Raw genomic sequence first — 24,499 nt, forward strand, 5'->3', positions numbered from 1 at the left:
CGTATGCGCGATTTGATTAACTGGAGCGAGACCGATGAAAAAAGTCGTCACGGTTTGCCCGTATTGCGCATCAGGTTGCAAAATCAACCTGGTGGTCGATAACGGTAAAATCGTCCGGGCTGAGGCGGCGCAGGGGAAAACCAACCAGGGTACTCTGTGTCTGAAGGGCTATTATGGCTGGGACTTCATTAACGATACCCAGATCCTGACCCCACGCCTGAAGACCCCAATGATCCGTCGCCAGCGCGGCGGCAAACTGGAATCCGTTTCCTGGGATGAAGCGCTTAATTACGTTGCTGACCGCCTGAGCGCGATCAAAGCGAAATACGGCCCGGATGCCATTCAGACTACCGGTTCCTCACGCGGGACGGGTAATGAAACCAACTATGTAATGCAGAAATTTGCGCGCGCCGTTATTGGTACCAATAACGTTGACTGCTGCGCTCGCGTCTGACACGGCCCTTCGGTTGCAGGTCTGCACCAATCGGTCGGTAACGGCGCAATGAGTAATGCGATTAACGAAATTGATAACACCGATTTAGTGTTTATCTTCGGGTACAACCCGGCGGATTCCCACCCTATCGTGGCGAATCACGTGATTAACGCTAAACGTAACGGGGCGAAAATCATCGTCTGCGATCCGCGTAAAATTGAAACCGCGCGCATTGCTGACATGCACATCGCGTTGAAAAACGGCTCGAACATCGCGCTGCTCAACGCCATGGGGCACGTCATTATTGAAGAAAACCTGTACGACAAAGCGTTCGTCGCCGCGCGTACCGAAGGTTATGAAGAGTACCGTAAGATTGTCGAAGGCTATACGCCGGAGTCCGTCGAAGCGATTACCGGCGTTAGCGCGCAGGAAATTCGCCAGGCTGCCCGTATGTATGCATCGGCAAACAACGCCGCCATCCTGTGGGGCATGGGTGTTACCCAGTTCTATCAGGGCGTGGAAACCGTGCGTTCACTGACCAGCCTCGCCATGCTCACCGGCAACCTCGGTAAGCCAAGCGTCGGCGTTAACCCAGTCCGCGGCCAGAACAACGTTCAGGGCGCCTGTGATATGGGTGCGCTGCCGGATACCTATCCGGGCTATCAGTACGTGAAGTTCCCGGAAAACCGCGAGAAGTTCGCCAAAGCCTGGGGCGTAGACAGCCTGCCAGCACACACCGGCTATCGCATCAGCGAGCTGCCGCACCGTGCGGCGCACGGCGAAGTGCGCGCGGCGTACATCATGGGTGAAGACCCGTTACAGACCGATGCCGAACTCTCCGCGGTTCGTAAAGGCTTCGAAGATCTGGAACTGGTTATCGTCCAGGATATCTTCATGACCAAAACCGCTGCGGCCGCAGACGTTATTTTACCGTCTACGTCCTGGGGCGAACATGAAGGTGTCTTTACCGCCGCCGACCGTGGCTTCCAGCGCTTCTTTAAAGCCGTTGAGCCGAAGTGGGACCTGAAAACGGACTGGCAGATCATCAGTGAAATCGCCACCCGTATGGGCTACAAAATGCACTACAACAACACTCAGGAAATCTGGGATGAGTTGCGCAGCCTGTGCCCTGATTTCTACGGTGCCACTTACGACAAAATGGGCGAGCTGGGCTACGTGATGTGGCCATGCCGCGATGAGTCTGACGCGGACCAGGGGACGTCTTACCTCTTTAAAGAGAAGTTCGACACCCCGAACGGTCTGGCCCAGTTCTTCACCTGCGACTGGGTTGCGCCTATCGACAAACTCACCGAAGAGTACCCAATGGTACTGTCGACGGTGCGTGAAGTTGGCCACTACTCTTGCCGTTCCATGACCGGCAACTGTGCGGCGCTGGCTGCGCTGGCGGACGAACCGGGCTATGCCCAGATCAACACCGCCGATGCTGCCCGTTTAGGCATTGAAGATGAAGCGCTGGTGTGGGTAAACTCCCGTAAAGGTAAAGTCATCACCCGCGCCGCGGTGAGCGATCGCCCGAACAAAGGTGCAATTTACATGACCTATCAATGGTGGATTGGGGCATGTAATGAGCTGGTAACCGAGAACCTGAGCCCGATTACCAAAACGCCTGAGTACAAGTACTGCGCCGTGAACGTTGAGCCGATTGCCGACCAGCGCGCCGCCGAGCAGTATGTAATTGATGAATATACGAAGCTGAAGGCCAGTCTGCGCGAAAGCGCAATCGGCTAAGCGGACTCGTTTCAACGCCTCCATTCGGAGGCGTTTTTTTATCCTCGCTTTATCTTTATACTCAAAATAATTCGAGTTGTAGAAAGGCGGCAAGTGAGAGAATCCCGATGAGCTTACTCGAGTAAGTGATTCGGGTGAACGAACGCAGCCAACGCACATGCAACTTGAAGTATGACGAGTATATACTGCCCACTTCCTCGGTCACCTACACAATAAGATGAAACACATTTTTGCATTGCTATGGCTGGTTGCGCTGTTCGCTCACGCGGATGAGCCGGGTAGCCAATATTTGAAAGCCGCAGAGGCCGGAGATGCCCGTGCGCAGTACTATCTGGCGGATACCTGGTTTAGCTCACGCGATTTAAGCAAAGCTGAGTTCTGGGCGCAGAAATCCGCCGACGGCGGTGATGCAGATGCCTATGCCCTTCTGGCACAGATTAAAATCACCAACCCGGTGGATCTCGATTATCCAGCGGCCAAGGCGCTGGCAGAGAAAGCGACCCAAGCGGGCAGCCGGGCGGGCGACGTGATTCTGGCGCGCATTCTGATCAATAGTCAGTCGGGGCAAACCGATTATCCAAGAGCCATCACCCTGCTACAGCAGGCGTCAACCAACGCCGAAAGCGATTTTGCCGTCGATGCGCAGATGCTGCTGGGGCTGATTTACGCCAACGGCACGGGCGTGAAAGAAGACGATGAGAAAGCCACCGATTACTTCAAAAATAGCTCAGCGCTTTCGCGTACCGGCTATGCGGAGTACTGGGCCGGGATGATGTTCCTGAACGGTGAAAAAGGCTTTATCACGCCAAACAAACAAAAGGCGCTGCAGTGGCTGAATCTAAGCTGTACCGAAGGGTTTGATACCGGCTGCGAAGAGTTTGATAAGGTGAGCGCAGAGTAACGGCTCGCCGCGCTCCCCTGTAGGAATAAGACTCACGTGAGGGGAAACCGTATCTGCCCCTCAAAAACAACAACGCCGGGAAATCCCGGCGTTGCTTTCTTTCTATTATTGGTCGGCCGTTTTATCAAACTTGCCGAGCATTTCACGCTCATAGGCGCGCGCTTTTTTAACGTCGAACTTGTGTTCCCACTTGGCAATCACCAGCACCGCCAGCGCGTTACCCACCACGTTCAGCGCGGTACGTGCCATATCAAGAATACGGTCAACGCCAGCGATAAACGCCAGTCCTTCCAGCGGAATCCCAACGCTACCCAGCGTTGCCAGCAGTACCACGAAGGAGACGCCCGGTACGCCCGCAATCCCTTTCGAAGTGACCATCAGCGTCAACACCAGCACGATTTCCTGCCAGATAGACAGGTCGATACCGTACAGCTGAGCAATAAAGATGGCGGCGATACTCTGGTACAGCGTTGAACCGTCAAGGTTAAAGGAGTAGCCGGTCGGCACCACGAAGCTGGTGATCGACGCCGGTGCACCATAGGCTTCCATCTTCTCAATAATACGCGGCAGCACGCTCTCCGAGCTGGCGGTAGAGTACGCCAGAATCAGCTCGTCTTTTAGGATACGAATCAGGATCCAGATGCTCAGTCCGCAAATACGCGCCACAATCCCCAGCACCACCAGCGCGAAGAACAGAATCGCGAAGTGTACCAGCAGCACCAGCTTCGCCAGCGGCCACAGGGAGGCGAAACCAAAGTTCGCCACCGTCACCGCGATCAGCGCAAATACGCCGACCGGCGCGTAGCGCATGACCATATGGGTCACTTTGAACATGGTTTCAGAGATAGAACGGAACACCGTGACCAACGGTTCGCGATGCGTCGCCGGCAGCGAGGAGAGACCGAGGCCAAACAGCACTGAGAAGAAGATAATAGGCAGCATATCGCCTTTTGCCATCGACGCCACGATGTTGGTCGGCACCAGCGACAGGATGGTTCCCATCAGGCCATGGGCATGGCTTTGTACTTCGGCGGTGGTGCTTTGGTATTTCGAAATGTCCACCGTCGCCAGCTGTGACATGTCGATCCCTGCCCCAGGCTGGAAGACATTGGCCATGGTAATACCGATAATAATCGCTACCGTGGTGATCACTTCGAAATAAAGGATGGTCTTCGCGCCAATTCGTCCTAGCTGTTTCGCATCACCGACGCCGGCTATTCCCACCACCAGCGTAGAAATAACAATCGGCACGACGATCATTTTAATCAGATGGATGAAAATATCGCCAGCAGGAGACAGAAGATTCATAACCAGCCATTCGCGGCTATCGCTATGATAATGAAGATAACTACCCAGAATAATACCTAGCACCAGGGCAATAAGAATTTGCCACGCGAGGCTGATTCGTGTTTTTTTCATAACTGCAGACTTCCTCAATGAAAAATACCATACCGAACGGGAATGGTATCCATTTGAAAGGGGGTGATTTGTGTTGCGTTTACTTTTAGAGGTTTTTAACGCGCAGTATCAGTATCATCTGTACGGTGTCTCGTGCAACCCTTTCAGATCAGGGCTTTTCACCACAGAAATTGATATTACTACTAATTTCTACCAATGATTATTTATAAGTTTTTGTTATAAAAACAAAAAATTTCCGCTTTTTTCTATAAATCCCTTTCCGCAATTATTTCTGTTCAAAGAATCAAATGAACGTTATTTGAACAATTCCATCATTGCGTGATCTGCCGCGCAAATAGTAAACAAAGCTTCTTCTCCCTCTGTTATTAACTTTTATGAGACATATTATTAACATCTTACATGGAGAAAAAAAGCATGAGCCAAATTCACAAACACTCTATTCCTGCAAATATTGCAGAACGCTGCCTGATTAACCCGGAACAATACAAGACCAAATACCAGCAGTCCGTCACCAATCCTGATGCGTTTTGGGCGGAAGAGGGCAAAATCCTCGACTGGATGCGGCCTTACAGCAAAGTCAAAAACACCTCTTTTGCCCCTGGCAACGTCTCGATTAAGTGGTACGAAGACGGCACTCTGAACCTGGCGGCCAACTGTCTTGACCGTCACCTGCAGGAGCGCGGCGATCAGACCGCCATCATTTGGGAAGGCGATGACGCTTCACAAAGCAAACATATTAGCTATCGTGAACTGCATCGCGATGTCTGCCGTTTCGCAAACACCCTGCTCTCTTTAGGCGTGAAGAAAGGTGACGTCGTTGCTATCTATATGCCAATGGTGCCGGAAGCGGCCGTGGCAATGCTGGCCTGTGCCCGCATTGGTGCTATCCATTCCGTTATCTTCGGCGGCTTCTCGCCGGAAGCCGTTGCCGGCCGTATCATCGACTCCAGCGCGCGCCTGGTGATCACATCCGATGAAGGCGTCCGCGCCGGACGTAACGTACCGCTGAAGAAAAACGTCGATGACGCGTTGAAAAACCCGAACGTCAAAACCATCGAAAACGTCGTTGTGCTTAAGCGCACCGGCGGCAAAGTTGACTGGCAGGAAGGCCGCGACCTGTGGTGGCATGACCTGCAAGAAAAAGCCAGCGATCAGCATCAGCCGGAAGAGATGAATGCTGAAGACCCGCTGTTCATCCTCTATACCTCAGGTTCTACCGGCAAGCCGAAAGGCGTGCTGCACACCACCGGCGGCTATCTGGTGTATGCCGCGACCACCTTTAAATATGTCTTCGACTACCATCCAAGCGATATCTACTGGTGCACCGCCGATGTCGGCTGGGTTACCGGGCATAGCTATCTGCTGTACGGCCCGCTGGCCTGCGGCGCGACGACGCTGATGTTTGAAGGCGTGCCAAACTGGCCGACGCCTGCCCGTATGTGTCAGGTCGTTGATAAACATAAAGTTAACATTCTGTATACCGCACCGACGGCAATCCGTGCGCTGATGGCCGAAGGCGACAAAGCCACCGCCGGAACCGATCGTTCCTCCCTGCGCATTCTCGGCTCGGTGGGTGAACCCATCAACCCAGAAGCCTGGGAATGGTACTGGCAGAAAATCGGCAACGAGAAGTGCCCGGTGATGGATACCTGGTGGCAGACCGAAACCGGTGGTTTCATGATCACCCCGCTGCCGGGTGCCATTGAGCTGAAGGCCGGTTCCGCCAGCCGTCCGTTCTTCGGCGTGCAGCCAGCGCTGGTCGATAACGAAGGTCACCCGCAGGAAGGGGCTACCGAAGGCAATCTGGTGATCACCGATTCGTGGCCAGGCCAGGCGCGTACGCTGTTTGGCGATCACGAACGCTTTGAGCAGACCTACTTCTCCACCTTCAAAAACATGTACTTCAGCGGCGACGGCGCGCGCCGTGACGAAGACGGCTACTACTGGATCACCGGTCGCGTCGATGACGTGCTGAACGTCTCCGGCCACCGTTTAGGCACCGCGGAGATTGAATCGGCGCTGGTTTCCCATCCGAAGATTGCCGAAGCCGCCGTGGTCGGCATTCCGCATAGCATCAAAGGTCAGGCGATTTACGCCTACGTCACGCTGAATCACGGTGAAGAGCCAACGCCTGCGCTCTATACCGAGGTGCGTAACTGGGTGCGTAAAGAGATTGGCCCGCTGGCGACACCGGACGTGCTGCACTGGACCGATTCACTGCCGAAAACCCGTTCAGGCAAAATCATGCGCCGTATTCTGCGCAAGATCGCCGCGGGTGACACCAGTAACCTGGGCGATACCTCAACGCTCGCCGATCCGGGCGTGGTGGAGAAGCTGCTGGAAGAGAAGCAGTCCATCGCGATGCCGTCATAAGCGAAGACTTCCCCCTCTCCTGTTACCGGGAGAGGGCCGGGGTGAGGGTGTCATTACCGTACACCGCCCCTCGCCCTATCCTTCTTCCCGCGGAAGAAGGAAGCGTACGGTGTTCTGATTTGCACAAAAAACACTACCAATAAAAAACCTCTGGAGACTCTGTGATGAATGATCAAATTTGTCAGCAGATAGAAGATAGTGCGCATTTCAGGGAGCTGGTTGAAAAACGGCAACGGCTTGCCACCTTCTTATCGCTGATTATGTTAGTGGTTTACGTCGGTTTTATTTTACTCATCGCTTTTGCCCCGGGCTGGCTTGGCACGCCGCTGCACGCGGGTACCAGCGTCACGCGCGGTATCCCAATCGGGATCGGCATTATCGTTATCTCCTTTATCCTGACCGGCATTTACGTCTGGCGGGCTAACAGCGAATTTGATCGCCTGAACAAGGCCGTACTGCGCGAGGTAAAAGCATCATGAAGAAAGTCCTGACGGCGCTCGCCGCCACACTTCCTTTAGCGGCCAATGCGGCAGACGCGCTAAGCGGTCACGTTGAGCGCCAGCCGACCAACTGGCAGGCGATTATCATGTTCCTGATTTTCGTCCTCCTGACGCTCTACATCACCTACTGGGCCTCAAAGCGGGTTCGCTCACGCAGCGATTACTACACCGCGGGCGGCAACATTACCGGTTTCCAGAACGGGTTGGCGATTGCCGGTGACTTTATGTCGGCCGCGTCGTTCCTTGGCATCTCCGCGCTGGTCTACACCTCCGGCTACGATGGGCTGATTTACTCGCTCGGTTTCCTGGTTGGCTGGCCCATCATTCTGTTCCTGATTGCTGAACGCCTGCGTAACCTCGGTCGCTATACCTTTGCTGATGTGGCGTCCTACCGACTCAAGCAGGGGCCGATTCGTCTGCTTTCGGCCTGTGGTTCTCTGGTGGTGGTCGCACTCTACCTGATTGCCCAGATGGTGGGTGCCGGTAAGCTCATCGAGCTGCTGTTTGGCCTCAACTACCACGTCGCAGTCGTGCTGGTTGGCGTACTGATGGTGATGTATGTGCTGTTCGGCGGCATGCTCGCCACCACGTGGGTTCAGATTATCAAAGCGGTTCTGCTGCTGTTCGGCGCCAGCTTTATGGCCTTTATGGTAATGAAGCACGTCGGCTTTAGCTTCAACAACCTGTTCACCGAAGCAATGGCGGTACACCCGAAAGGCGCGGCCATCATGAGTCCCGGCGGGCTGGTGAAAGATCCGATATCCGCGCTGTCGTTAGGCCTTGGTCTGATGTTCGGTACTGCCGGTCTACCGCACATTCTGATGCGTTTCTTCACCGTGAGCGATGCAAAAGAAGCGCGTAAGAGCGTGTTCTATGCCACCGGGTTTATGGGTTACTTCTACATCCTGACCTTTATCATTGGCTTTGGCGCCATCATGCTGGTCGGCGCGAATCCGCAGTTCAAAGATGCGGCTGGCGCACTTATCGGCGGCAACAACATGGCGGCAGTGCATCTGGCCGATGCGGTCGGCGGCAATCTGTTCCTCGGCTTTATCTCTGCGGTCGCCTTCGCCACCATTCTGGCGGTGGTCGCGGGCCTGACGCTGGCAGGGGCTTCGGCGGTATCTCACGATCTGTACGCGAACGTCTTTAAGAAAGGGGCGACCGAGCGTGAAGAGCTGAAAGTGTCCAAAATCACCGTGCTGGTGCTGGGCGTGGTGGCTATTCTGCTGGGCATTCTGTTTGAGAATCAGAACATCGCCTTCATGGTGGGTCTGGCGTTCTCTATCGCGGCCAGCTGTAACTTCCCAATCATTCTGCTTTCCATGTACTGGTCGAAGCTGACCACGCGCGGCGCGATGGTTGGCGGCTGGCTGGGCCTGCTGACGGCGGTAGTGCTGATGATCCTCGGCCCGACGATTTGGGTGCAGATCCTTGGCCACGAGAAAGCGCTGTTCCCGTATGAATACCCGGCGCTGTTCTCTATCGCCGTCGCCTTTATCGGTATCTGGCTGTTCTCAGCGACCGATAACTCTGCGGAAGGTAATCGTGAGCGCGAACAGTTCCGCGCGCAGTTTATCCGTTCTCAGACTGGCCTCGGTATCGACCAGGGTCGTGCGCACTAAAATCCCCTCCCCGGCCGCTGGTCGGGGATCACATTTTTTCCCGCTTCAGGTGATGTTTATCACGTCATTTAAATGAAAAAAGCCAACGCGCATCACAAGCTTTATCTGTGATTCGCGAAGGCTGTCACGCTTTTCCGCTTTCCACGCCAATCTCCGGTTTTACCTCTACGACGCTTGCAGACAATACCCGCCACAGTTTTTATTCTTTACTCACCGCGAGTGATTCAGGCTGTTGGCAAAACGAGCCAAACGCTGCGGACTTAGCAGCAGCGGCAGAAACAGCGGGCCGCAGGCCGGCGGATTCACCAGCCAGCGATCCAACGTGTCGGTAAAGCGCAGCAGCTGCTGTTGGTGCTTTTGCAGCACATCTGTCGGCAGGCTTTGCGAGCCATAGTGGTCGATCCACAGAATATCGGTCATTGCGGCGGCGACCCGGGAAAACATTTGGCTGTAGATTTCTGCGCTGCGCCAGGCGGCCAGCAGGATCTCCAGCGAATCATTTGGGCAGGTAATACGCGGCATCAGTTCCCGCAGATGTTGTACCGTTCGTGATGCTAAAAAGCAGGCGGCCTCTTTTTCCAACGCCACCCGCTCGCGTTGCTCATTGCCCAAGCCCGGATCGTCAGTGGGCATCAGCGGCTGCCAGGCATGCATCCAGTTCGCGCTGCGGGTGTCCATATGCAGAAGCTGCTGCGCCTGAGACACGCTTTCCGGGATCTGGCTTTGATAGTGCAGGCGACGGCCCAGAAAGTTCGGCGTTTTACACAGCCAGTCGTAGCTGGCATGCATGATTGCCGACAGTTGATGTTTGTCCTGCACTGAGCGAAAGCCGAGCTGCTGCTGCTCAGCCCAACGTTCAAACGCAGAAGGCCCGCCCTCATTCGCGGTTTGATTGGCCGCCGAGAGGCCGAAAAGATTTACCGCGTTGGCGGAGTCCATGACCCGGCTATCGGGCAGCCACTGCCAGCTGACGCGGGAGGTGATGGCTTCAATTTCGTTTTCGGCGGCGCTCAGCGCCCAGCTTAGGCGGCCGCTGATTTCATCGGCCAGATAGCACGGTAGCGCAGTCCAGCCGTAGCCGGTGCCAAAGAGATCGTATTCGATCCACTTTTTATGCCCCGGCAACGTGGCAATGTGCGGGTGATTAGCAAACCCGGGGTGATAGTCCAGCTCGGTAGCTTTTATCGACGCTCGCACATCGTCGGGAAGCGTTGCCAGCAGGTTGGAAAGCTGCTGCCGGGGCCAGCTGTCATCAATATAGTCGCGCAGCACCAGCTTTTTGCCCTGGGCGCGCAGCAGGCTCCAGACATCATGCAGGCTTTGTTGCCAGCGGGCGGTCTGAAAGTCCGGGGTCGTTAGGCTCAGAATGAGGCCGCTGAGATGCGGCAGCGAATGCAGGAGCGGATGCAATATCGCAGCATAAAAATGCTGCCAGAAATCCGGCGAGCTTTTTTCGTCGAAAGTCAGTTCGGGAAATTTACGCTTAATTATATCGTCGCTCGGCGCGGCTTCGCCCTGCAGCCAAAACGATAAATTATTTTCCGCCAGATATTGGTCGACGCGTTTTAAATATTGCAGGGCGTAATTTTGTTGATGAATCAGGTTCTCGACGTTGAGCTTTTGGCTTAACGGCGAGGGCGTAGCAAGAAAAGAAAGCAGTTCCTGTTGGTGCAGGATGATGCCGGTGAAACCGTGCTGTTTCGCGCTTTTAACGCCCTGAATAAACCAGGGCCAGTGCCAAATAAAAGTGCTATTCAGCTCCATCAATTGATGCGGAATACGTTTCATTGCGTCGCCTTGCTGATATTTGAATTTATATCTTAATCGAGGATGCCATGAAAAAATATGCTCTGGTCGGCACTGGAGGTCGTGCGGGTTTATATATTTCCGCGATTGGTGGAACCTGGCGTGATAATGCCAAAATGGTCGCGTTTTGCGATACCAATCAGACCCGAATGAATTACGCCAACACGTTATTGCAGAAAGAAGGCGCAGAGCCGGTATCCACCTGGAAAGCGGTACAGTTCGAAGAGATGATCCGCGAAACGCGCCCGGATATCGTCATCGTCACCACCATGGACCGTACCCACGATGACTATATCGTCCGTGCGCTGCATGCGGGCTGCGATGTGATCACCGAAAAACCGATGACCATTGATGAAAAACGCGCGCTGCGTATCCTCGATGCCATCGAAGAGACCGGGCATACCGTGCGCGTGGCCTTTAACTATCGCTACGCGCCGCACCACAGCAAAGTGCGTGAACTGCTGATGCAGGGGGTGATTGGCAACGTCACTTCCGTTCACTTTGAGTGGCTGCTCAACACCGAGCACGGCGCGGACTACTTCCGCCGCTGGCACCGTGAAAAGCGCAACAGCGGCGGCCTGCTGGTGCACAAATCCACCCACCACTTCGACCTGATGAACTTCTGGCTGGCCAGCTACCCGGAGCGCGTGTACGCCGAAGGCAGCCTGCAATTCTATGGCAAAGAAAATGCAGAAAACCGCGGCGTCTCGCAGTTCTACCCACGCACCCACGGCTATGCCGAAGCCAAAGATGATCCCTTCGCGCTGAATATGGCGGACAACGAACAGCTCAAAGCGCTGTACCTCGACGCCGAGCATGAAGACAACTATTTCCGTGATCAAAGCGTGTTTAGCGACGGGATCACCATCGAAGACACCCTGTCGGTGCTGGTGAAATACCAAAACCAGGTTCAGCTCACCTACTCGCTTAACGCCTACCTGCCGTGGGAAGGATTAAACGTGGTGTTTAACGGCACCGAAGGCCGTCTGGAGATGAAAATCATCGAGAAATCCTACGTCAATGCCGGCGGTGAACGCGAAAACGAAGGCAGCCTGGAGCAGTGTGATATCACCGTCTTCCCGATGTTTGCCGAGCCGTGGAAAGCGGAGTTCAACCTCGGTGAAGGCGGCCACGGTGGCGGCGACAACGCCATGCTGGCAGATCTGTTCGGTGAACCGGGCAACGATCCGCTGCAGCGCGCCGCCGATCATCGCGCCGGCGCAATGTCTATCCTCACCGGAATTGCAGGCAATATCTCCATGCAACAGCTGCGCCCGGTGAATTTTAAGGAGTTTGAACTGGTTTCCCGCCTGGCGAAACGCTAGCCCCTCGTTCCGGCGCGGCAGGAGGCTGCGCCGGAAAAGATGGTCAGTATTATGCTGTTACTCACCTGTTTAATAACAATATTTCTGCCTCTTTCCGGAGACAAGTAATGAACAAAATCGCATCAGGTGTCATCGCATCACTGTTACTTTCCTGTACCGCTGCCTGGGCCCAGCAGCCCGTTGAATTACGCATGTCATGGTGGGGGGGCAACAGCCGCCATCAGGCGACGCTCAAGGCGCTGGAAGCCTTTGAGAAAACGCATCCCGAGATCAAAGTGAAGGCGGAATATACCGGCTGGGACGGACACCTTTCACGCCTGACTACCCAAATGGCCAGCGGGACCGAACCGGACGTAATGCAAACCAACTGGCCGTGGCTGATTATTTTCTCCAAAAATGGTGAGGGATACTACGACCTGAATACGCTCAAAAATGAACTGGACCTGAACCAGTATCAGGCCAAAGATTTGCAGTCCACCACCCTCAACGGCAAGCTCAATGGCCTGCCTATCTCGGTCAACGCACCGGTGTTCTATTACAACGATGTCACCTGGAAAAAGGCCGGACTGGCCTATCCGACAACCTGGGATGCTTTTTTTGCCTCGGGTAAAAGCTTCCAGCAAAAGCTGGGCAACAACTATTATCCCTACAGCATGGTCGATCAGGATGTCATCCTGCTGCTCAACGCCTATATGATGCAGAAATACCAGAAGCCCATGTTCGACAGCCGCGGTAAATTTACCTGGAACGATGCGCAGTGGGAGGAAGCGTTCAGCTTTGTGAAACGTCTTAGCGATGACCACGTCGTGCCGTCGCCAAAAACGCTCTCGTCTTACGGTAAAGGCAATCTGTATGAAATGAAGCCGTGGATCAACGGCGAATGGGGTGGGACCTTTACGTGGAATATTTCCATTCGCATGTACATCAACAACCTCACGCCGCCGGCCAAACTGGAGTTGGGCGATTACGTGATGCTGCCAGGCGTGACGGAGTCCGGCGTGTACTTCAAGACCGCGCAGATGTTCTCGGTGGCAAAGTCGAGCAAACATCCTAAAGAAGCGGCCATGCTGGTGAACTTCCTGCTCAACGACCCGCAGGCTATCGAGGCGCTGGGCCTTGAGCGTGGCATTCCATTGAGTAAAACCGCCGAGACGCTGTTAACGCAAAAAGGCGTGATAGACCCTAACGATCCGGTCGTTGCAGGTTTACGGCAGGCGCAATCGCTGCCTACCACCGTGGTTGCGACGCCCTATATTGAAGATTTGCAGGTGGTCGATCAGTTTATGTCTGCCCGCGAAAAACTCGACCAGGGTAAGCCCATCCCCCAGGTTGTCAGCGATTTTCGTCAGCAGGTTGAACGTATTGTCCGCCGTCTGAATCGTTAAGCCGCTCAGTGCTGGGTCGCGTTGCGCCGACCCAGCAGCAGCCTAAAACATCAGCCAGCCGACCATCGGCGCGACCAGCACCATCACCACGCCGGACAGCATCATCACCAGGCTCGCCACAACGCCTTCCTGCGGGCCAAGTTCATATGAACGGGCCGTCCCGGCACCGTGCGACGCAGCGCCGAACCCGGCGCCTTTCGCCATCCCTTCGCGAATCGACAGACGCAGGAACAGTACGTCACCAATCGCCATCCCGAACACCCCGGTCACCACCACGAACAGCGCCACCAGCTCCGGTTGCCCACCGAGCGATTTTGCCGCCGCCAGCGCAAACGGCGTGGTGATGGAGCGCACGGCCAGGCTGCGCTGGATCTCATCCGGCAGAGTAAACAGCCGCGCCAGCCATACCGAGCTAGTCACCGCCACCACCGTGGCGGTTATCACGCCGGCGGAAAGTGACATCCAGTGGCGTTTGATAATCGTCAGATTATCGTAGACCGGCACGGCAAAGGCGATGGTTGCCGGCCCCAGTAGCCACAGCAGCCAGTGCGCTTCGCCCATGTAGTTCTGATAGGAGATATGGCCAAACACCAGTAATAACACCAGCAGTACCGGGGTCAGCACCAGCGGCATCAGCGGCAGTTTTCGAAAACGGCGATACAGGCGTTTATTGGCGAAATAGAGCACCAGCGTAATCACCAGGCACGCCACGCTGAGCTGAAAATTAGTCATGGCGCATCCGTTTCATTTCGTAGCGATAAACCTTGTCGACAACCCAGGCGGTCGCGCCCAGCACCATCATCGTGCTCAATGCGATCACCAGAAAAATCCGCCAGCCGTCAATCATCAGCAGCTGAGCGTAATTCACCACCGCCACAACCGCCGGAACAAAAAACAGCAGCATTTCCGCCAGCAGCCAGCGCGACCCGGCGCGAACCCATTTTAGCGGCACGATATGGCAGACAATCAGCGCCAGCAGCAGGATCATTCCCACGAGATTGGCGGGCAGCGGCAGATTCAGCCAGCTCACCAGATATTCAGCAAAAACAAACAGTCCGGCGTACAGCAGTACCTGTACCGGGATCTGCAGACGGTTTAAAACGGAGGGCACTACGCGCCCTAAGGCCTCGGCCATGGAGGGATGTCCAAAAAAATAACAGGCGCACAGTATAGAGAGGCAACGATGATGACAGAAATGAATTAAACTCATCGGTAGCATAGTTTAGAGGCATAATCATGGACATAAGAACGCTGCGCTACTTTGTCGAAGTCGTGCGTCAGCAGAGCTTTACCCGCGCCGCGGAGAAGCTTTTTGTGACGCAACCGACCATCAGCAAGATGCTCAAAAATCTGGAAGATGAGCTGAACTGCACCCTGCTCATTCGCGACGGCCGTAAGCTGTTAATGACCGATACCGGGCAGGTGGTGTTCGAGCGCGGGCTGGCGATTCTTGATGAGTTTCGGCAGTTGGAAGCTGAACTGAGCGATATCAATCACCTCAATAAAGGCGTGCTGCGGCTGGGTATCCCTCCAATGGTTGGTATGCTGATGGCGGGGCCCATCGGCCTGTTTCGCCAGCGTTACCCCGGCGTAGAGCTCAAGATTTCCGAGTTTGGCGGCCTCACCGTGCAGCAGGCGGTCATTAACGGCGAGCTGGATTTAGCCATGACCGCGCTGCCGGTCGAAGAAGAGAGCATGCTCACCACCCGGCCGCTGTTCAGCCACCCGCTGTGCGTGCTGGTGCCGCGTTCCGGTGATTGGCTGGATCAAACCTCGGTGTCGCCGCAGCAGTTAGCGGCCCATCCGCTCCTGATTTATAACGAAGATTTCGCCCTCAGCCGCCAGCTCATGCAGCTGTTTACACGCCACGACGTTAAGCCGCGGATCGCCGTGCGCAGTGGGCAATGGGATTTTCTCGCCGCCATGGTGCAGGCCGGCGTCGGCGTTGCCATTCTGCCGGAACCTATTTGCCGTCGCCTGGATGCAAAAACACTACTCTGGCTGCCGCTGGAAAGCGAGCTGCGCTGGCAGTTAGGGATGATTTGGCGGGAAGGGGTGTATATGTCGCACAGCGCCCAGGCGTGGCTGAAGTGCTGCGAGGGCTTTACCCTACCGTAGTGCTCAGTAACCTGAAGGTTCTGGGCTTACCCGGCCAACGGAGGATGAACGGTAGGCCGGGTAAGATGCAGCCGCGATTCGGCGGCCGCACAGTGATACGCTGACTAGGCGTCTTCAATCAGCAGCGCTTCCAGCAGATCGAGGTCATGCAGCAGCTTCTGCAAGGTCTCGTTGCTGATCTGCCGCGTGGCGCGCAGGTGGTAAAGCTCACCGCGTTCAGAACGCAATGCGGCAAGACGGAAGCGGCGCTCCAACTGTTCTTCCAGCATCGACGTTTCGACATCATTACGGCCATCCACCCGACGACGCAGGTTACCGATGACGCGCGAACTGACCTCGGTCAGCAGCTGGTTATCGATATTCTCATCGGTATCCGCCGCCAGGCGCTCTTCCATTTTCTGGATAGCGACAATCGCCACATCCGCCGTCGCCGCCCGCGCCAAACGCTCTTCTTTGCGCTGCTGAACGTTGTCGGTCGACTCGATATGGCGCAGCAGAATCGGCAGCGCGATCACGCCAACAAACAGCGAGAACAGAATCACCCCAGCGGCAAGGAATACCAGCTCATAGCGCGCCGGGAATACGTCACCCGACGGCAACAGCAGCGGAATGGAGAGCACACCGGCAAGGGTAATCGCCCCGCGCACCCCGGCAACGGAAGAAATCAGCAGCTCACGGGTGGTCCAGGAGCCAAACTCCATCGGTTTCTTTTTCAGGAAGCGCTGGCTTAATTTGCGCATCGTCCACAGCCAGCCAAAGCGCACCAGCATCAGCGCCGCGTAAATCAGGATGATGTCGGTAAACAGCATCCAGGTTTCGACGTTCGGATCGGCTTCAGCCGCCACCAGCGAGCTCTGGAGAATATCCGGAAGCTGCAGGCCCAACAGCAGGAATACCATGCCGTTAAACACAAATTCTAGCATCGCCCAGGTGCTGTTAGCGCGCAGGCGCATCGCCAGCGGTGCGGTGCGCATCACGCCGGAGCGGGTGATGGTCATCCCTGCCGCAACGGCCGCCAGGATGCCGGATACGCCGATATGTTCGGCAATCAGATACGAGGCAAATGGCAGCAGGAACAGCAGCACAATCTGCGTGGCGGGTTCATCACCGCCCCAACGGCTGAGGAAGCGCATCGAACGGCCGTACAGCCAACTGACCACGAAGCCCGCCAGGATGCCGCCAATGGCGACTTTCAGGAACTCGACCGTGGCGCCGCCAACGGTAAAGACCATGGTCCCCATCGCCACCGCAACGGCAAATTTTAGCGATACCAGGCCAGAGGCGTCGTTCATCAACGCCTCGCCCTGCAAAATGCCCATGATTTTTTTCGGGATACGCCCTTCGCCAACGATACCGGAGAGCGCGACCGCATCGGTCGGTGACAGCACCGCCGCCAGCGCAAACGCTGGGATGAGCGGGATACCCGGTACTATCCAGTAAATCAGAAAACCAATCCCCACCACCGTTACCAGCACTAATGCCAGCGCCAGCCCGAGGATCTCCCTGCCGTGTTCGATAAACTCGCGCGTTGGCGTTTTCCAGCCGTCGGCAAACAGCAGCGGCGGGATGAACAGCACGAGGAACAGTTCGGGGTCGAATTCAACATGCAAACCGAAAGTCGGCCACGCAAGCATCGCGCCGATGGCAATTTGCATTAACGGAAGTGGGACCTGGAATGGCAGTACGCGTGTAACCACCCCAGACAGCGAAACCACGAGGGTCATGATGAGTATGGTAAAGAATATTTCCATGCGTTCCCTGTTTACAGCGTTGTCTTATTATTCAAAACATGAAGCGTCGTGCTTCTTATTATACGGTTACCAGAGTAACGCAAAAGGAAACGAGGTGCGGCTGAAAATGGAAAAAAAGTACTACCCCGTAGCCCAAACAAAAAACCCGCCGGTTGGCGGGTTTTTTAGACGGCGATGACGAGATTAAATCGCCCAACCGCCCGCGTAGAAGATAACCAGCGCCGCGGCGATCACCACGGTACCGATGTTCAGCTTACGCCATTCACCGGAAACCACACGGCCGATAACCAGGGTTGCGAAGCCGATCATGATGCCGGTCACGATGTTACAGGTCAGCACGATCATCACCGCGGTGATAAGGCCTGACATCGCATCAACGAAGTCGTTGAAATCGATACGCGCCACGTTGCTCAGCATCAGCAGACCCACGTACATCAGCGCCGGAGCGGTGGCGTAACCTGGGACCAGGTAGGACAGCGGAGAGAGGAACAGAATCAGCAGGAACAGGATGCCAACGGTCACGGCAGTTAAACCGGTTTTACCGCCTGCCGCCGTACCCGCTGCGGATTCAATATAGACCGCCGCCGGAGCCGCGCCCACCACCGCCGAGAACACGCTGCTCAGGGAGTCAGTGGTCAGCGCTTTGCCGCCGTTGATGATCTGGCCATCTTTATCCAACAGGTTCGCCTGCCCGGCTACCGCACGGATAGTCCCGGTGGCATCAAACACTGCGGTCATCACCAGCGCCAGCACGCTTGGCAGAACCACAGGGTTCAATGCGCCCATGATATCCAGGCTGCCAATCAGCGAATGGCCGTTGTCATCGCTCAGCGACGGCATGGCGAAGATACCGGAGAAGTGCACGTTCGGGTCGAAAATCAGGCCCACGATGGAAACACCGATAATGGTCAGCAGGATCCCGCCCGGAACCTTCATTTTCTCCAGGCCGATAATCATCGCCAGGCCAATCAGCGTCATGATCACCGGGAAGCTGTCAAACTGACCCAGCGCCACCGGCAGACCGTCGATTGGGTTCTTCACCACCATGCCCACGCCGTTTGCCGCGATCAGCAGCAGGAACAGGCCGATACCGATGCCGGTCCCGTGCGCAATCCCCTGCGGCAAATTGCGCAAAATCCAGCTACGAATACCGGAAGCGGAGATGACGGTAAACAGTACGCCCATCAGGAATACGGCGCCCAGGGCGACCGGAATACTGATCTGCTGGCCCAATACCAGGCTAAAGGCGGTGAAGGCGGTCAGTGAAATCGCGCAGCCAATGGCCAGAGGCAGGTTCGCCCACAGCCCCATGACGATAGACCCCACACCGGCAACCAGACAGGTCGCCACGAAAACTGCCGCTGGCGGGAAACCGGCTTTACCGAGCATTCCCGGAACCACGATCACCGAGTAAACCATCGCCAGGAAAGTCGTAAGACCGGCGACAACCTCCTGACGAACGGAGCTACCACGTGCAGAAATTTTAAACCAAGCGTCTAACGAACCGCCGGTACGCGCTGAAGGCGTAGACATAGAAAACATCCCCTGAGAGTTTTTATCATTCGTTGGTCTGCGTGGTGGAACATCCACTGCCAGCTAAGCGTCATCTCCATGTGCTACATTGCGGCAATAGGGGAGCCACAAAAAAGCAAACGATTAACTCCGCGCAGACAATACGAGAATCGGAATTCCTCATTGACGCGACTGCGTCATGAGGTGAGCCTGGTCATTTTCGACGTAAGATGCGTCCGAAAATTCGAGGCAAACGATTATCTGGCTTTTACACCCTCTTTTTCAACAGAAGTTTGCCCTGCTTAATCAAAATTAACGATTGCCGATGAAGAAATGGTCAAGCCATGCGCAAACGTTATCGTGAATGCGCAATCTGGCAACAATTCTATGGCAAAAATGTCGCAATCCCCGGACGGGGATCGCGGCGGGTTATTCGTCTTCCAACAGGCGCGCGCCGGTCCCCTCTTCGCCCAACTTATCGCCGGGGTTACGCAACGGACAGTCGCGCAGCGACATACAGCCACAGCCAATACAGCCATTGAGCTGATCGCGCAGCGCTTCCATTGCATGAATGCGCTTATCCAGTTCTTCGCGCCACTGGGTGGTGAAATGCTTCCAGTCTTTCGGCCCCAGAGTATGGTTTTCCGGCAGGACGCTAAACGAGTCACCGATGGTCGATAGCGGAATGCCCAGCCGCTGGGCGATTTTTATGATCGCCACATAGCGCAGAACATCGCGCTTATAGCGCCGCTGATTACCGCTATTTCTTGTGCTACGAATAAGCCCTTTGCTCTCATAAAAATGTAATGCTGATACCGCAACGCCAGTTCGTTTCGCTACATCACCGGGCGAAAGCAGCGTTTTTATGCGCGTCGATTTTTTTTCCATAATCCGCTTTACCTCAAGTTAACTTGAGGAATTATACTCGCCAGCAGAACAGAAATCGACGCAAAAATAGACAACGGGGAGAGCCTTATGTCCCATCGGGAAATTATTCAGACGCTAATTGAATGGATTGATGAACATATCGAGCAACCGCTTAACATCGATATCGTGGCGAAAAAATCAGGTTATTCGAAGTGGTACCTGCAGCGGATGTTCCGCACGGTGATGCATCAGACGCTGGGAGATTACATTCGCCAACGCCGTCTGCTGCTGGCAGCAGAAGCGCTACGCACCACCCAGCGCCCAATATTTGATATCGCTATGGACCTTGGCTATGTCTCGCAGCAAACTTTCTCGCGCGTCTTCCGCCGCGAGTTTGACCGCACGCCAACGGACTATCGTCACCAAATTTCCGCTTAATGCCTTCAGATTGCTGTCGCTGCGCCTGCGCGGCAGCAACATAACCATGCAATAAATGTGGTTATTGTGTTGACAAAAATCCTGCGCCTACCTCTGGTGAATAAAACGCCAAATGTGATATAGTTCACACTATCGATTGAAACAGGAACGCTGTTTCATCTCAACTTTGAATGCCTTCAGATAGCCAGAGCGCCTCGGGCCTCAATAAACAATGCGCTGTCAGGGCAATGTCTTGTTTATCTTTGAGGATAAGGTCTCATGGTTTCCATTACCGCGGGCGTCGCGCTGTTACGCTGGCCGTTAACCAGCGCGGTACTGATGTTTATCGCCAGTACCCTGAAAATTCAACTTCGTAAGTCAGACTACGCCGGGCTGGCGGTCATCAGCGGTATGCTGGGCGTCGCTGCGGCCTGTTGGTTTGCAACGGGGTTGCTGGGTATTACGCTGGTCGATATCAGCACCATCCTGAACAATATCAAAGATGTGATGGTTGAAGTCATGAGCCACGCGCCGCCGGAATGGCCTGTCGCGATGTACTAAGCGCCGACTAACGTGTATGAACCCCGATTTATCGGGGTTTTTTATTGTCTGAATCCCGCGAGAAAAAGCCCTGACAACGCCAGGCTTTTTAGTGCCGCTCGACTAAAATTAAGGGATGCGCCCTGCGGAGTGCCGCACCATGAACGCCATCCCTTTTCATCGTTTCATTATCCCCTGTCTTAGCGCCCTGCTGCTGGCCTTTCCTGCCTACGCTGCCCAGGAAAAAAAAGTGGCCTCCGACACCTTAGAGGTGAATACCGAGACCATCATGCAACCCTGGACAGGCGATCTTCCAGGTATGCTCGACAGGCGGGTGATTCGAGTCTTAACAACCTACAGCAAGACGTTCTTTTTCATCAACAAAGGCCAACAGCGCGGGGCAACTCACGATATTTTTGCGGCCTATGAGCGCAGCCTGAACGCGCAATTAGCCAAAGATAAAAAGCTCAAACAGCGGCATCTCAAAGTGCGCATTATCTTTGTGCCGGTCACTCGGGATACGCTGTTTACCGCTCTGAATGAGGGTAAAGGGGATATCGCCGCGGCCAACCTGACCATCACATCCGCACGTCAAAAAGAGGTCGCCTTCACCGACCCGCTCTACAGTGGGATTCAGGAACTGCTGATCTCCGGACCCGGTTCACCCACGGTGAAAAGTGTCGACGATCTCGCCGGAAAAACGGTATTTGTGCGCCTCTCATCGAGCTATTACGAAAGTCTGCTGGCGCTGAACGCACGGTTGACTAAAGAGAAACGGCCTCCGGTGATGATCAAACCCGCGCCTGAAGCACTGGAGGATGAGGATCTGCTGGAGATGCTTAACGCCGGGCTCATTCCGTTGACCGTGGTCGATCGCCACAAAGCGCTATTCTGGAAACAGGTCTTCCCGAAAATTACGGTGCATGAGGATGTGGTACTGCGCGATGACGGCAGCATCGCCTGGGCCGTACGCAAAGATAACCCGCTGCTGCTGGCCGAGCTGAATCACTTTGTGAAAGACCATCGCCAGGGCAGCACGCTGGGTAACACGCTGCTGCTGCGTTATCTGAAAAGTGCTAAATACGTCAAAAATGCCGCCGCCGAAAAAGAGCGGCGCAAGTTTTTGAAAATGGTCGAGGTATTCAGGAAATACGGCGATCGTTACGACGTCGACTGGCTGCTGATGGCCGCCCAGGGCTACCAGGAGTCGAGGCTCGATCAGTCGGTGCGCAGCCACGTCGGTGCGATCGGCGTGATGCAGGTCATGCCAAAAACCGGTAAAGAGCTGAAGGTTGGCGATATCAAGCAGCTCGATCCCAACATTCACGCCGGGGTGAAATATATGCGCTGGATGATCGACCGTTACTACGGCGACCAACCGATGACCCAGTTGGACAAAGCCTTGTTCTCGTTCGCCTCCTATAACGCCGGCCCCGCACGTATCGCTCGTCTTCGGGCTGAAACCCAAAAACGCGGCTTTGATCCCAACATCTGGTTTGGCAACGTGGAGAATCTCGCCGCCGAAAAGATTGGCGCCGAAACGGTCACCTACGTCAGTAATATCTATAAATATTACATCGCTTATCGACTGATCCTCGACGAAATGAATCGTAAGCGAGCGGCGACGGGCAAACCGCCGATTCTCCCGGCGGCCGATAAAAGTGCCTGACCGACTATCCTGATAAGCGCTGCGCATCCGGTATTTTCAACTCTACCGGATGGCAGCAAAACGGCTACCTTGCCGCGATTAACGTATGTGCTGCGCGCGAACGCCCTGCAAACGGCGCAGGGTAATGGTGCTGGCACCTTTGTAGGCATCCTTGATGTGCGCGGAGATCAGCGCCACGGCCCGTTCCTCATCCCGTTGTTCAATCGCATCCAGTAGTTCCGCATGTTCCTTGTAGGTTTGCGTAATTCGCGTTTCGTATTCGAAGTCGAGCCGACGCATGATGCGGATGCGGTTGGTAATGTTGGTCAGGATCGAAGCCAATTCCCGGTTACCCGCCGCCTCGGTCAGAGCAATGTGAAACTGCTCATCTAAAGAGGCGATATTATCGCACTCCAGAAGCTGGGCTTCCGGCGCAACCAACCAAATAGCCCTAAGGCTCGCCAGCACATCCCGGTTGACCTTCGGTGATGGCGAGCTGCACAGGCTTCTGACCGAATTCATCTCGATCAGCGCACGCGTCTCATAGAGATCCTCGTATACGTCAAAATCGATCGGGAAGACCTCCCATCCGTTACGCAAGCAGCGCCGTACCAGCCCTTCATTTTGCAGCAGCAGCAGCGCTTCACGCACCGGCGTGCGGGAGCACCCCAGGCGACGGGCAATGTCCACCTCGGTAAAGCGGTCGCCGGGCAGGAGAACGAACTGGTAAATTTCCTGCCGCAGCTGCAGGTAGACTCGCTCCGAGTGTGCAAGCAGCGGCGTGGGTTCAGATGTCATTGCCGTCATGGAATACTCCGCAATTAGCTATGCTGGCGGATAAACCGCGCACGCCAGGGTTTTAATACACACAGTGCCAGCCCGGCAGTGATGAAATCAAGGGCTATCGCACAGCCAAAGACCACGTGCCAACCCTGCGTGTGTTGATACAGCAGCGCCGCCAGTGGCCCACCAAAAATGGAGCCAATGCCCTGTGAGATATACAGCCAGCCGTAGTTAGAGGCGGCATGTTCGCTGCCAAAAGTATCGGTTAACGTCGATGGGAACAGGGAGAAAATTTCACCCCAGCCGAAAAACACCACGCCGGAGAGCAGCACAAACAGCAGCGGATCTTCGCGGCAGGCCAACCACAGCGTCATCGCGCAGCCTTCCAGCGCAAAGGCGATAAACATGGTTTTCTCCCGGCCGTAGCGGTCGGAGATAAAACCAAACAGCGGGCGCGTTAAGCCGTTGGTAAAACGATCGATGGTCAGCGCCAGCGGCAGCGCCGCCATACCGAATACCACGGCCTTACTGATGCCAAAGTCTTCAGCAAATACCGCCATTTGTGACGTCACCATCAACCCGGAAGTCGACATCATCGCCATCATCGCAAACATCAGCCAGAACAGCGGCTGGCGCAGCATCTCCCGCGAATTGAACTGGCGAGTGCTTTGCGCAACTTTGCGGCTGACCGGCATCGCCGCCATGCTCGGCGGCAGGCTTAACCCCTGACTTGCCAGCAGGCCGACGGCGGCAAAAATCAAACCGAACACCGTCATCGTCTGCTCAAGGCCATAGCTGCCCAGCGAAATCGCGATAGGGAAAGTGGTTAAAATCGCCCCCATTCCGTACCCTGCCGCCACGGCGCCGGCGGCAAAACCGCGGTTTTGCGGGAACCATTTCACCATCAGCCCCACCACGCCGATATAGACAATCCCGGTGCCCAGCCCGCCAATACAGCCATACACCAGATACAGCGCCATCAGGCCGTTAATATGCGCGGAAAGCACCCAGCTCAACCCGGCCATCACGGTACCGATAGAGATCAGCAGACGCGGGCCAAAGCGCTCTACCAGACGCCCCTGAAACGGTGAAAAGAAGGTCTGCAAAATAATCAGCAGCGAGAACGTCACCTGCAACTCGGGTAATCCTACGCCCAGCTTTTCGGTCAGCGGTTTGGTTAACAATGTCCAGACATACTGCGGGCTGGAGATGGATGCCATGCAGATAAGGCCGAGGATAAGCTGCGTCCATTTGCCAAATTTTGGCGCTACCAAAGGTTCTCTAAGAACGGTCATATTACGCTCCAATAGACGAAAAAAGGTCGCCAGAAAGCGGGTGCGCATCGCG

20 protein-coding genes are annotated in these 24,499 nt (G+C 55.3%); 11 read left to right on the forward strand and 9 right to left on the reverse strand.

The genetic code is table 11. The annotated features are described in order from the left end of the window. Positions 1–34 precede the first annotated feature (34 nt). Complete coding sequence (fdhF, locus tag KCR01S_RS14090; RefSeq protein ID WP_082767963.1) at positions 35–2,182, forward strand: formate dehydrogenase subunit alpha; 2,148 nt, start codon at positions 35–37, stop codon at positions 2,180–2,182. Positions 2,183–2,399: 217 nt separating this feature from the next. Beyond that, positions 2,400–3,083, forward strand: coding sequence for a tetratricopeptide repeat protein (locus KCR01S_RS14095; RefSeq protein WP_061283343.1), 684 nt, complete (start codon positions 2,400–2,402; stop codon positions 3,081–3,083). A gap of 105 nt (positions 3,084–3,188) precedes the next feature. On the opposite strand, the gene gltP is transcribed toward KCR01S_RS14095, so the two are convergent. Further along, entirely contained in the window at positions 3,189–4,502 is a 1,314-nt protein-coding gene (gltP, locus tag KCR01S_RS14100) for a glutamate/aspartate:proton symporter GltP (RefSeq protein WP_061283344.1), read from the reverse strand. A gap of 414 nt (positions 4,503–4,916) precedes the next feature. Between gltP and acs the strand changes: the two genes are divergently transcribed. From acs to actP, 3 genes are all read left to right on the forward strand, one after another. After that, complete coding sequence (gene acs / locus KCR01S_RS14105) at positions 4,917–6,875, forward strand: acetate--CoA ligase (RefSeq protein WP_061283345.1); 1,959 nt, start codon at positions 4,917–4,919, stop codon at positions 6,873–6,875. 164 nt (positions 6,876–7,039) lie between these two features. After that, positions 7,040–7,354 (forward strand): DUF485 domain-containing protein, encoded by a 315-nt coding sequence (locus KCR01S_RS14110; protein ID WP_061283346.1) that lies wholly within the window; start codon positions 7,040–7,042, stop codon positions 7,352–7,354. Next, entirely contained in the window at positions 7,351–9,000 is a 1,650-nt protein-coding gene (gene actP / locus KCR01S_RS14115) for a cation/acetate symporter ActP (RefSeq protein WP_061283347.1), read from the forward strand. Before KCR01S_RS14110 ends, actP begins: the two co-directional genes overlap by 4 nt. A gap of 210 nt (positions 9,001–9,210) precedes the next feature. Here actP and KCR01S_RS14120 read toward each other — a convergent pair whose 3' ends face one another. Then, positions 9,211–10,788: a hypothetical protein gene (locus KCR01S_RS14120; protein ID WP_061283348.1), complete on the reverse strand. Its 1,578-nt coding sequence runs from the start codon at positions 10,786–10,788 to the stop codon at positions 9,211–9,213. A 47-nt stretch (positions 10,789–10,835) separates the two neighbouring features. Between KCR01S_RS14120 and KCR01S_RS14125 the strand changes: the two genes are divergently transcribed. Both KCR01S_RS14125 and KCR01S_RS14130 read left to right on the forward strand, forming a co-directional pair. Beyond that, positions 10,836–12,131, forward strand: coding sequence for a Gfo/Idh/MocA family protein (locus KCR01S_RS14125; RefSeq protein WP_061283349.1), 1,296 nt, complete (start codon positions 10,836–10,838; stop codon positions 12,129–12,131). A 107-nt stretch (positions 12,132–12,238) separates the two neighbouring features. After that, on the forward strand, positions 12,239–13,516 hold the full coding sequence (locus KCR01S_RS14130) for an ABC transporter substrate-binding protein (RefSeq protein WP_061283350.1): 1,278 nt from the start codon (positions 12,239–12,241) through the stop codon (positions 13,514–13,516). A 42-nt stretch (positions 13,517–13,558) separates the two neighbouring features. Here the strand turns inward: KCR01S_RS14130 and KCR01S_RS14135 are convergent, their stop codons facing one another. Both KCR01S_RS14135 and KCR01S_RS14140 read right to left on the reverse strand, forming a co-directional pair. Beyond that, positions 13,559–14,248, reverse strand: a complete 690-nt coding sequence (locus tag KCR01S_RS14135) for an LrgB family protein (protein WP_061283351.1) — start codon at positions 14,246–14,248, stop codon at positions 13,559–13,561. Next, positions 14,241–14,651 carry a CidA/LrgA family protein gene (locus KCR01S_RS14140; RefSeq protein ID WP_052281850.1) on the reverse strand — a complete coding sequence of 137 codons (411 nt, stop codon included), beginning with the start codon at positions 14,649–14,651 and terminating at the stop codon, positions 14,241–14,243. The genes KCR01S_RS14135 and KCR01S_RS14140 overlap by 8 nt, the downstream gene beginning before the upstream one ends. Positions 14,652–14,752: 101 nt before the next feature. Between KCR01S_RS14140 and KCR01S_RS14145 the strand changes: the two genes are divergently transcribed. Continuing rightward, positions 14,753–15,634, forward strand: a complete 882-nt coding sequence (locus tag KCR01S_RS14145) for a LysR family transcriptional regulator (RefSeq protein WP_061283352.1) — start codon at positions 14,753–14,755, stop codon at positions 15,632–15,634. 104 nt (positions 15,635–15,738) lie between these two features. Here the strand turns inward: KCR01S_RS14145 and KCR01S_RS14150 are convergent, their stop codons facing one another. The 3 genes from KCR01S_RS14150 to soxR form a co-directional block, all read right to left on the reverse strand. Further along, positions 15,739–17,385 (reverse strand): Na+/H+ antiporter, encoded by a 1,647-nt coding sequence (locus tag KCR01S_RS14150; protein WP_052281848.1) that lies wholly within the window; start codon positions 17,383–17,385, stop codon positions 15,739–15,741. Between the two features lie 183 nt (positions 17,386–17,568). Next, on the reverse strand, positions 17,569–18,918 hold the full coding sequence (locus KCR01S_RS14155; protein WP_061283353.1) for an NCS2 family permease: 1,350 nt from the start codon (positions 18,916–18,918) through the stop codon (positions 17,569–17,571). Between the two features lie 408 nt (positions 18,919–19,326). After that, on the reverse strand, positions 19,327–19,785 hold the full coding sequence (soxR, locus tag KCR01S_RS14160) for a redox-sensitive transcriptional activator SoxR (protein WP_052281846.1): 459 nt from the start codon (positions 19,783–19,785) through the stop codon (positions 19,327–19,329). Between the two features lie 87 nt (positions 19,786–19,872). Here soxR and soxS point away from each other — a divergent pair, with 87 nt between their 5' ends. The 3 genes from soxS (at position 19,873) to KCR01S_RS14175 (ending at position 22,390) form a co-directional block, all read left to right on the forward strand. Next, complete coding sequence (gene soxS, locus KCR01S_RS14165; protein WP_052281845.1) at positions 19,873–20,202, forward strand: superoxide response transcriptional regulator SoxS; 330 nt, start codon at positions 19,873–19,875, stop codon at positions 20,200–20,202. 258 nt (positions 20,203–20,460) lie between these two features. Beyond that, positions 20,461–20,742, forward strand: coding sequence for a YjcB family protein (locus tag KCR01S_RS14170; protein WP_052281844.1), 282 nt, complete (start codon positions 20,461–20,463; stop codon positions 20,740–20,742). A 139-nt stretch (positions 20,743–20,881) separates the two neighbouring features. Next, the gene (locus KCR01S_RS14175) at positions 20,882–22,390 is read left to right on the forward strand and encodes an MltF family protein (RefSeq protein ID WP_061283354.1); all 1,509 of its coding nucleotides are present in this window, start codon (positions 20,882–20,884) and stop codon (positions 22,388–22,390) included. Positions 22,391–22,468: 78 nt separating this feature from the next. Here KCR01S_RS14175 and KCR01S_RS14180 read toward each other — a convergent pair whose 3' ends face one another. Next, entirely contained in the window at positions 22,469–23,176 is a 708-nt protein-coding gene (locus KCR01S_RS14180) for a GntR family transcriptional regulator (RefSeq protein ID WP_072277153.1), read from the reverse strand. Positions 23,177–23,190: 14 nt separating this feature from the next. Then, positions 23,191–24,495: an oxalate/formate MFS antiporter gene (gene oxlT / locus KCR01S_RS14185; protein WP_174522458.1), complete on the reverse strand. Its 1,305-nt coding sequence runs from the start codon at positions 24,493–24,495 to the stop codon at positions 23,191–23,193. Positions 24,496–24,499: the final 4 nt, after the last annotated feature.

Origin of the sequence: Kluyvera cryocrescens NBRC 102467, from assembly GCF_001571285.1 — a bacterium.
In the GTDB taxonomy this organism is placed as follows: Bacteria; Pseudomonadota; Gammaproteobacteria; order Enterobacterales; family Enterobacteriaceae; genus Kluyvera; species Kluyvera cryocrescens.

Excerpts from the sequence above, each read along its gene's own strand:
- KCR01S_RS14130 (WP_061283350.1), top strand. The coding sequence starts at position 12,239 with ATGAACAAAATCGCATCAGGTGTCATCGCATCACTGTTACTTTCCTGT.
- KCR01S_RS14110 (WP_061283346.1), top strand. The coding sequence starts at position 7,040 with ATGAATGATCAAATTTGTCAGCAGATAGAAGATAGTGCGCATTTCAGG.
- KCR01S_RS14125 (WP_061283349.1), top strand. The coding sequence starts at position 10,836 with ATGAAAAAATATGCTCTGGTCGGCACTGGAGGTCGTGCGGGTTTATAT.
- KCR01S_RS14145 (WP_061283352.1), top strand. The coding sequence starts at position 14,753 with ATGGACATAAGAACGCTGCGCTACTTTGTCGAAGTCGTGCGTCAGCAG.
- soxR (WP_052281846.1), bottom strand. The coding sequence starts at position 19,785 with ATGGAAAAAAAATCGACGCGCATAAAAACGCTGCTTTCGCCCGGTGAT.
- soxS (WP_052281845.1), top strand. The coding sequence starts at position 19,873 with ATGTCCCATCGGGAAATTATTCAGACGCTAATTGAATGGATTGATGAA.
- KCR01S_RS14095 (WP_061283343.1), top strand. The coding sequence starts at position 2,400 with ATGAAACACATTTTTGCATTGCTATGGCTGGTTGCGCTGTTCGCTCAC.
- gltP (WP_061283344.1), bottom strand. The coding sequence starts at position 4,502 with ATGAAAAAAACACGAATCAGCCTCGCGTGGCAAATTCTTATTGCCCTG.
- KCR01S_RS14120 (WP_061283348.1), bottom strand. The coding sequence starts at position 10,788 with ATGAAACGTATTCCGCATCAATTGATGGAGCTGAATAGCACTTTTATT.
- KCR01S_RS14150 (WP_052281848.1), bottom strand. The coding sequence starts at position 17,385 with ATGGAAATATTCTTTACCATACTCATCATGACCCTCGTGGTTTCGCTG.
- KCR01S_RS14135 (WP_061283351.1), bottom strand. The coding sequence starts at position 14,248 with ATGACTAATTTTCAGCTCAGCGTGGCGTGCCTGGTGATTACGCTGGTG.
- KCR01S_RS14140 (WP_052281850.1), bottom strand. The coding sequence starts at position 14,651 with ATGGCCGAGGCCTTAGGGCGCGTAGTGCCCTCCGTTTTAAACCGTCTG.
- KCR01S_RS14170 (WP_052281844.1), top strand. The coding sequence starts at position 20,461 with ATGGTTTCCATTACCGCGGGCGTCGCGCTGTTACGCTGGCCGTTAACC.
- KCR01S_RS14180 (WP_072277153.1), bottom strand. The coding sequence starts at position 23,176 with ATGACGGCAATGACATCTGAACCCACGCCGCTGCTTGCACACTCGGAG.
- acs (WP_061283345.1), top strand. The coding sequence starts at position 4,917 with ATGAGCCAAATTCACAAACACTCTATTCCTGCAAATATTGCAGAACGC.
- KCR01S_RS14155 (WP_061283353.1), bottom strand. The coding sequence starts at position 18,918 with ATGTCTACGCCTTCAGCGCGTACCGGCGGTTCGTTAGACGCTTGGTTT.
- actP (WP_061283347.1), top strand. The coding sequence starts at position 7,351 with ATGAAGAAAGTCCTGACGGCGCTCGCCGCCACACTTCCTTTAGCGGCC.
- oxlT (WP_174522458.1), bottom strand. The coding sequence starts at position 24,495 with ATGCGCACCCGCTTTCTGGCGACCTTTTTTCGTCTATTGGAGCGTAAT.
- KCR01S_RS14175 (WP_061283354.1), top strand. The coding sequence starts at position 20,882 with ATGAACGCCATCCCTTTTCATCGTTTCATTATCCCCTGTCTTAGCGCC.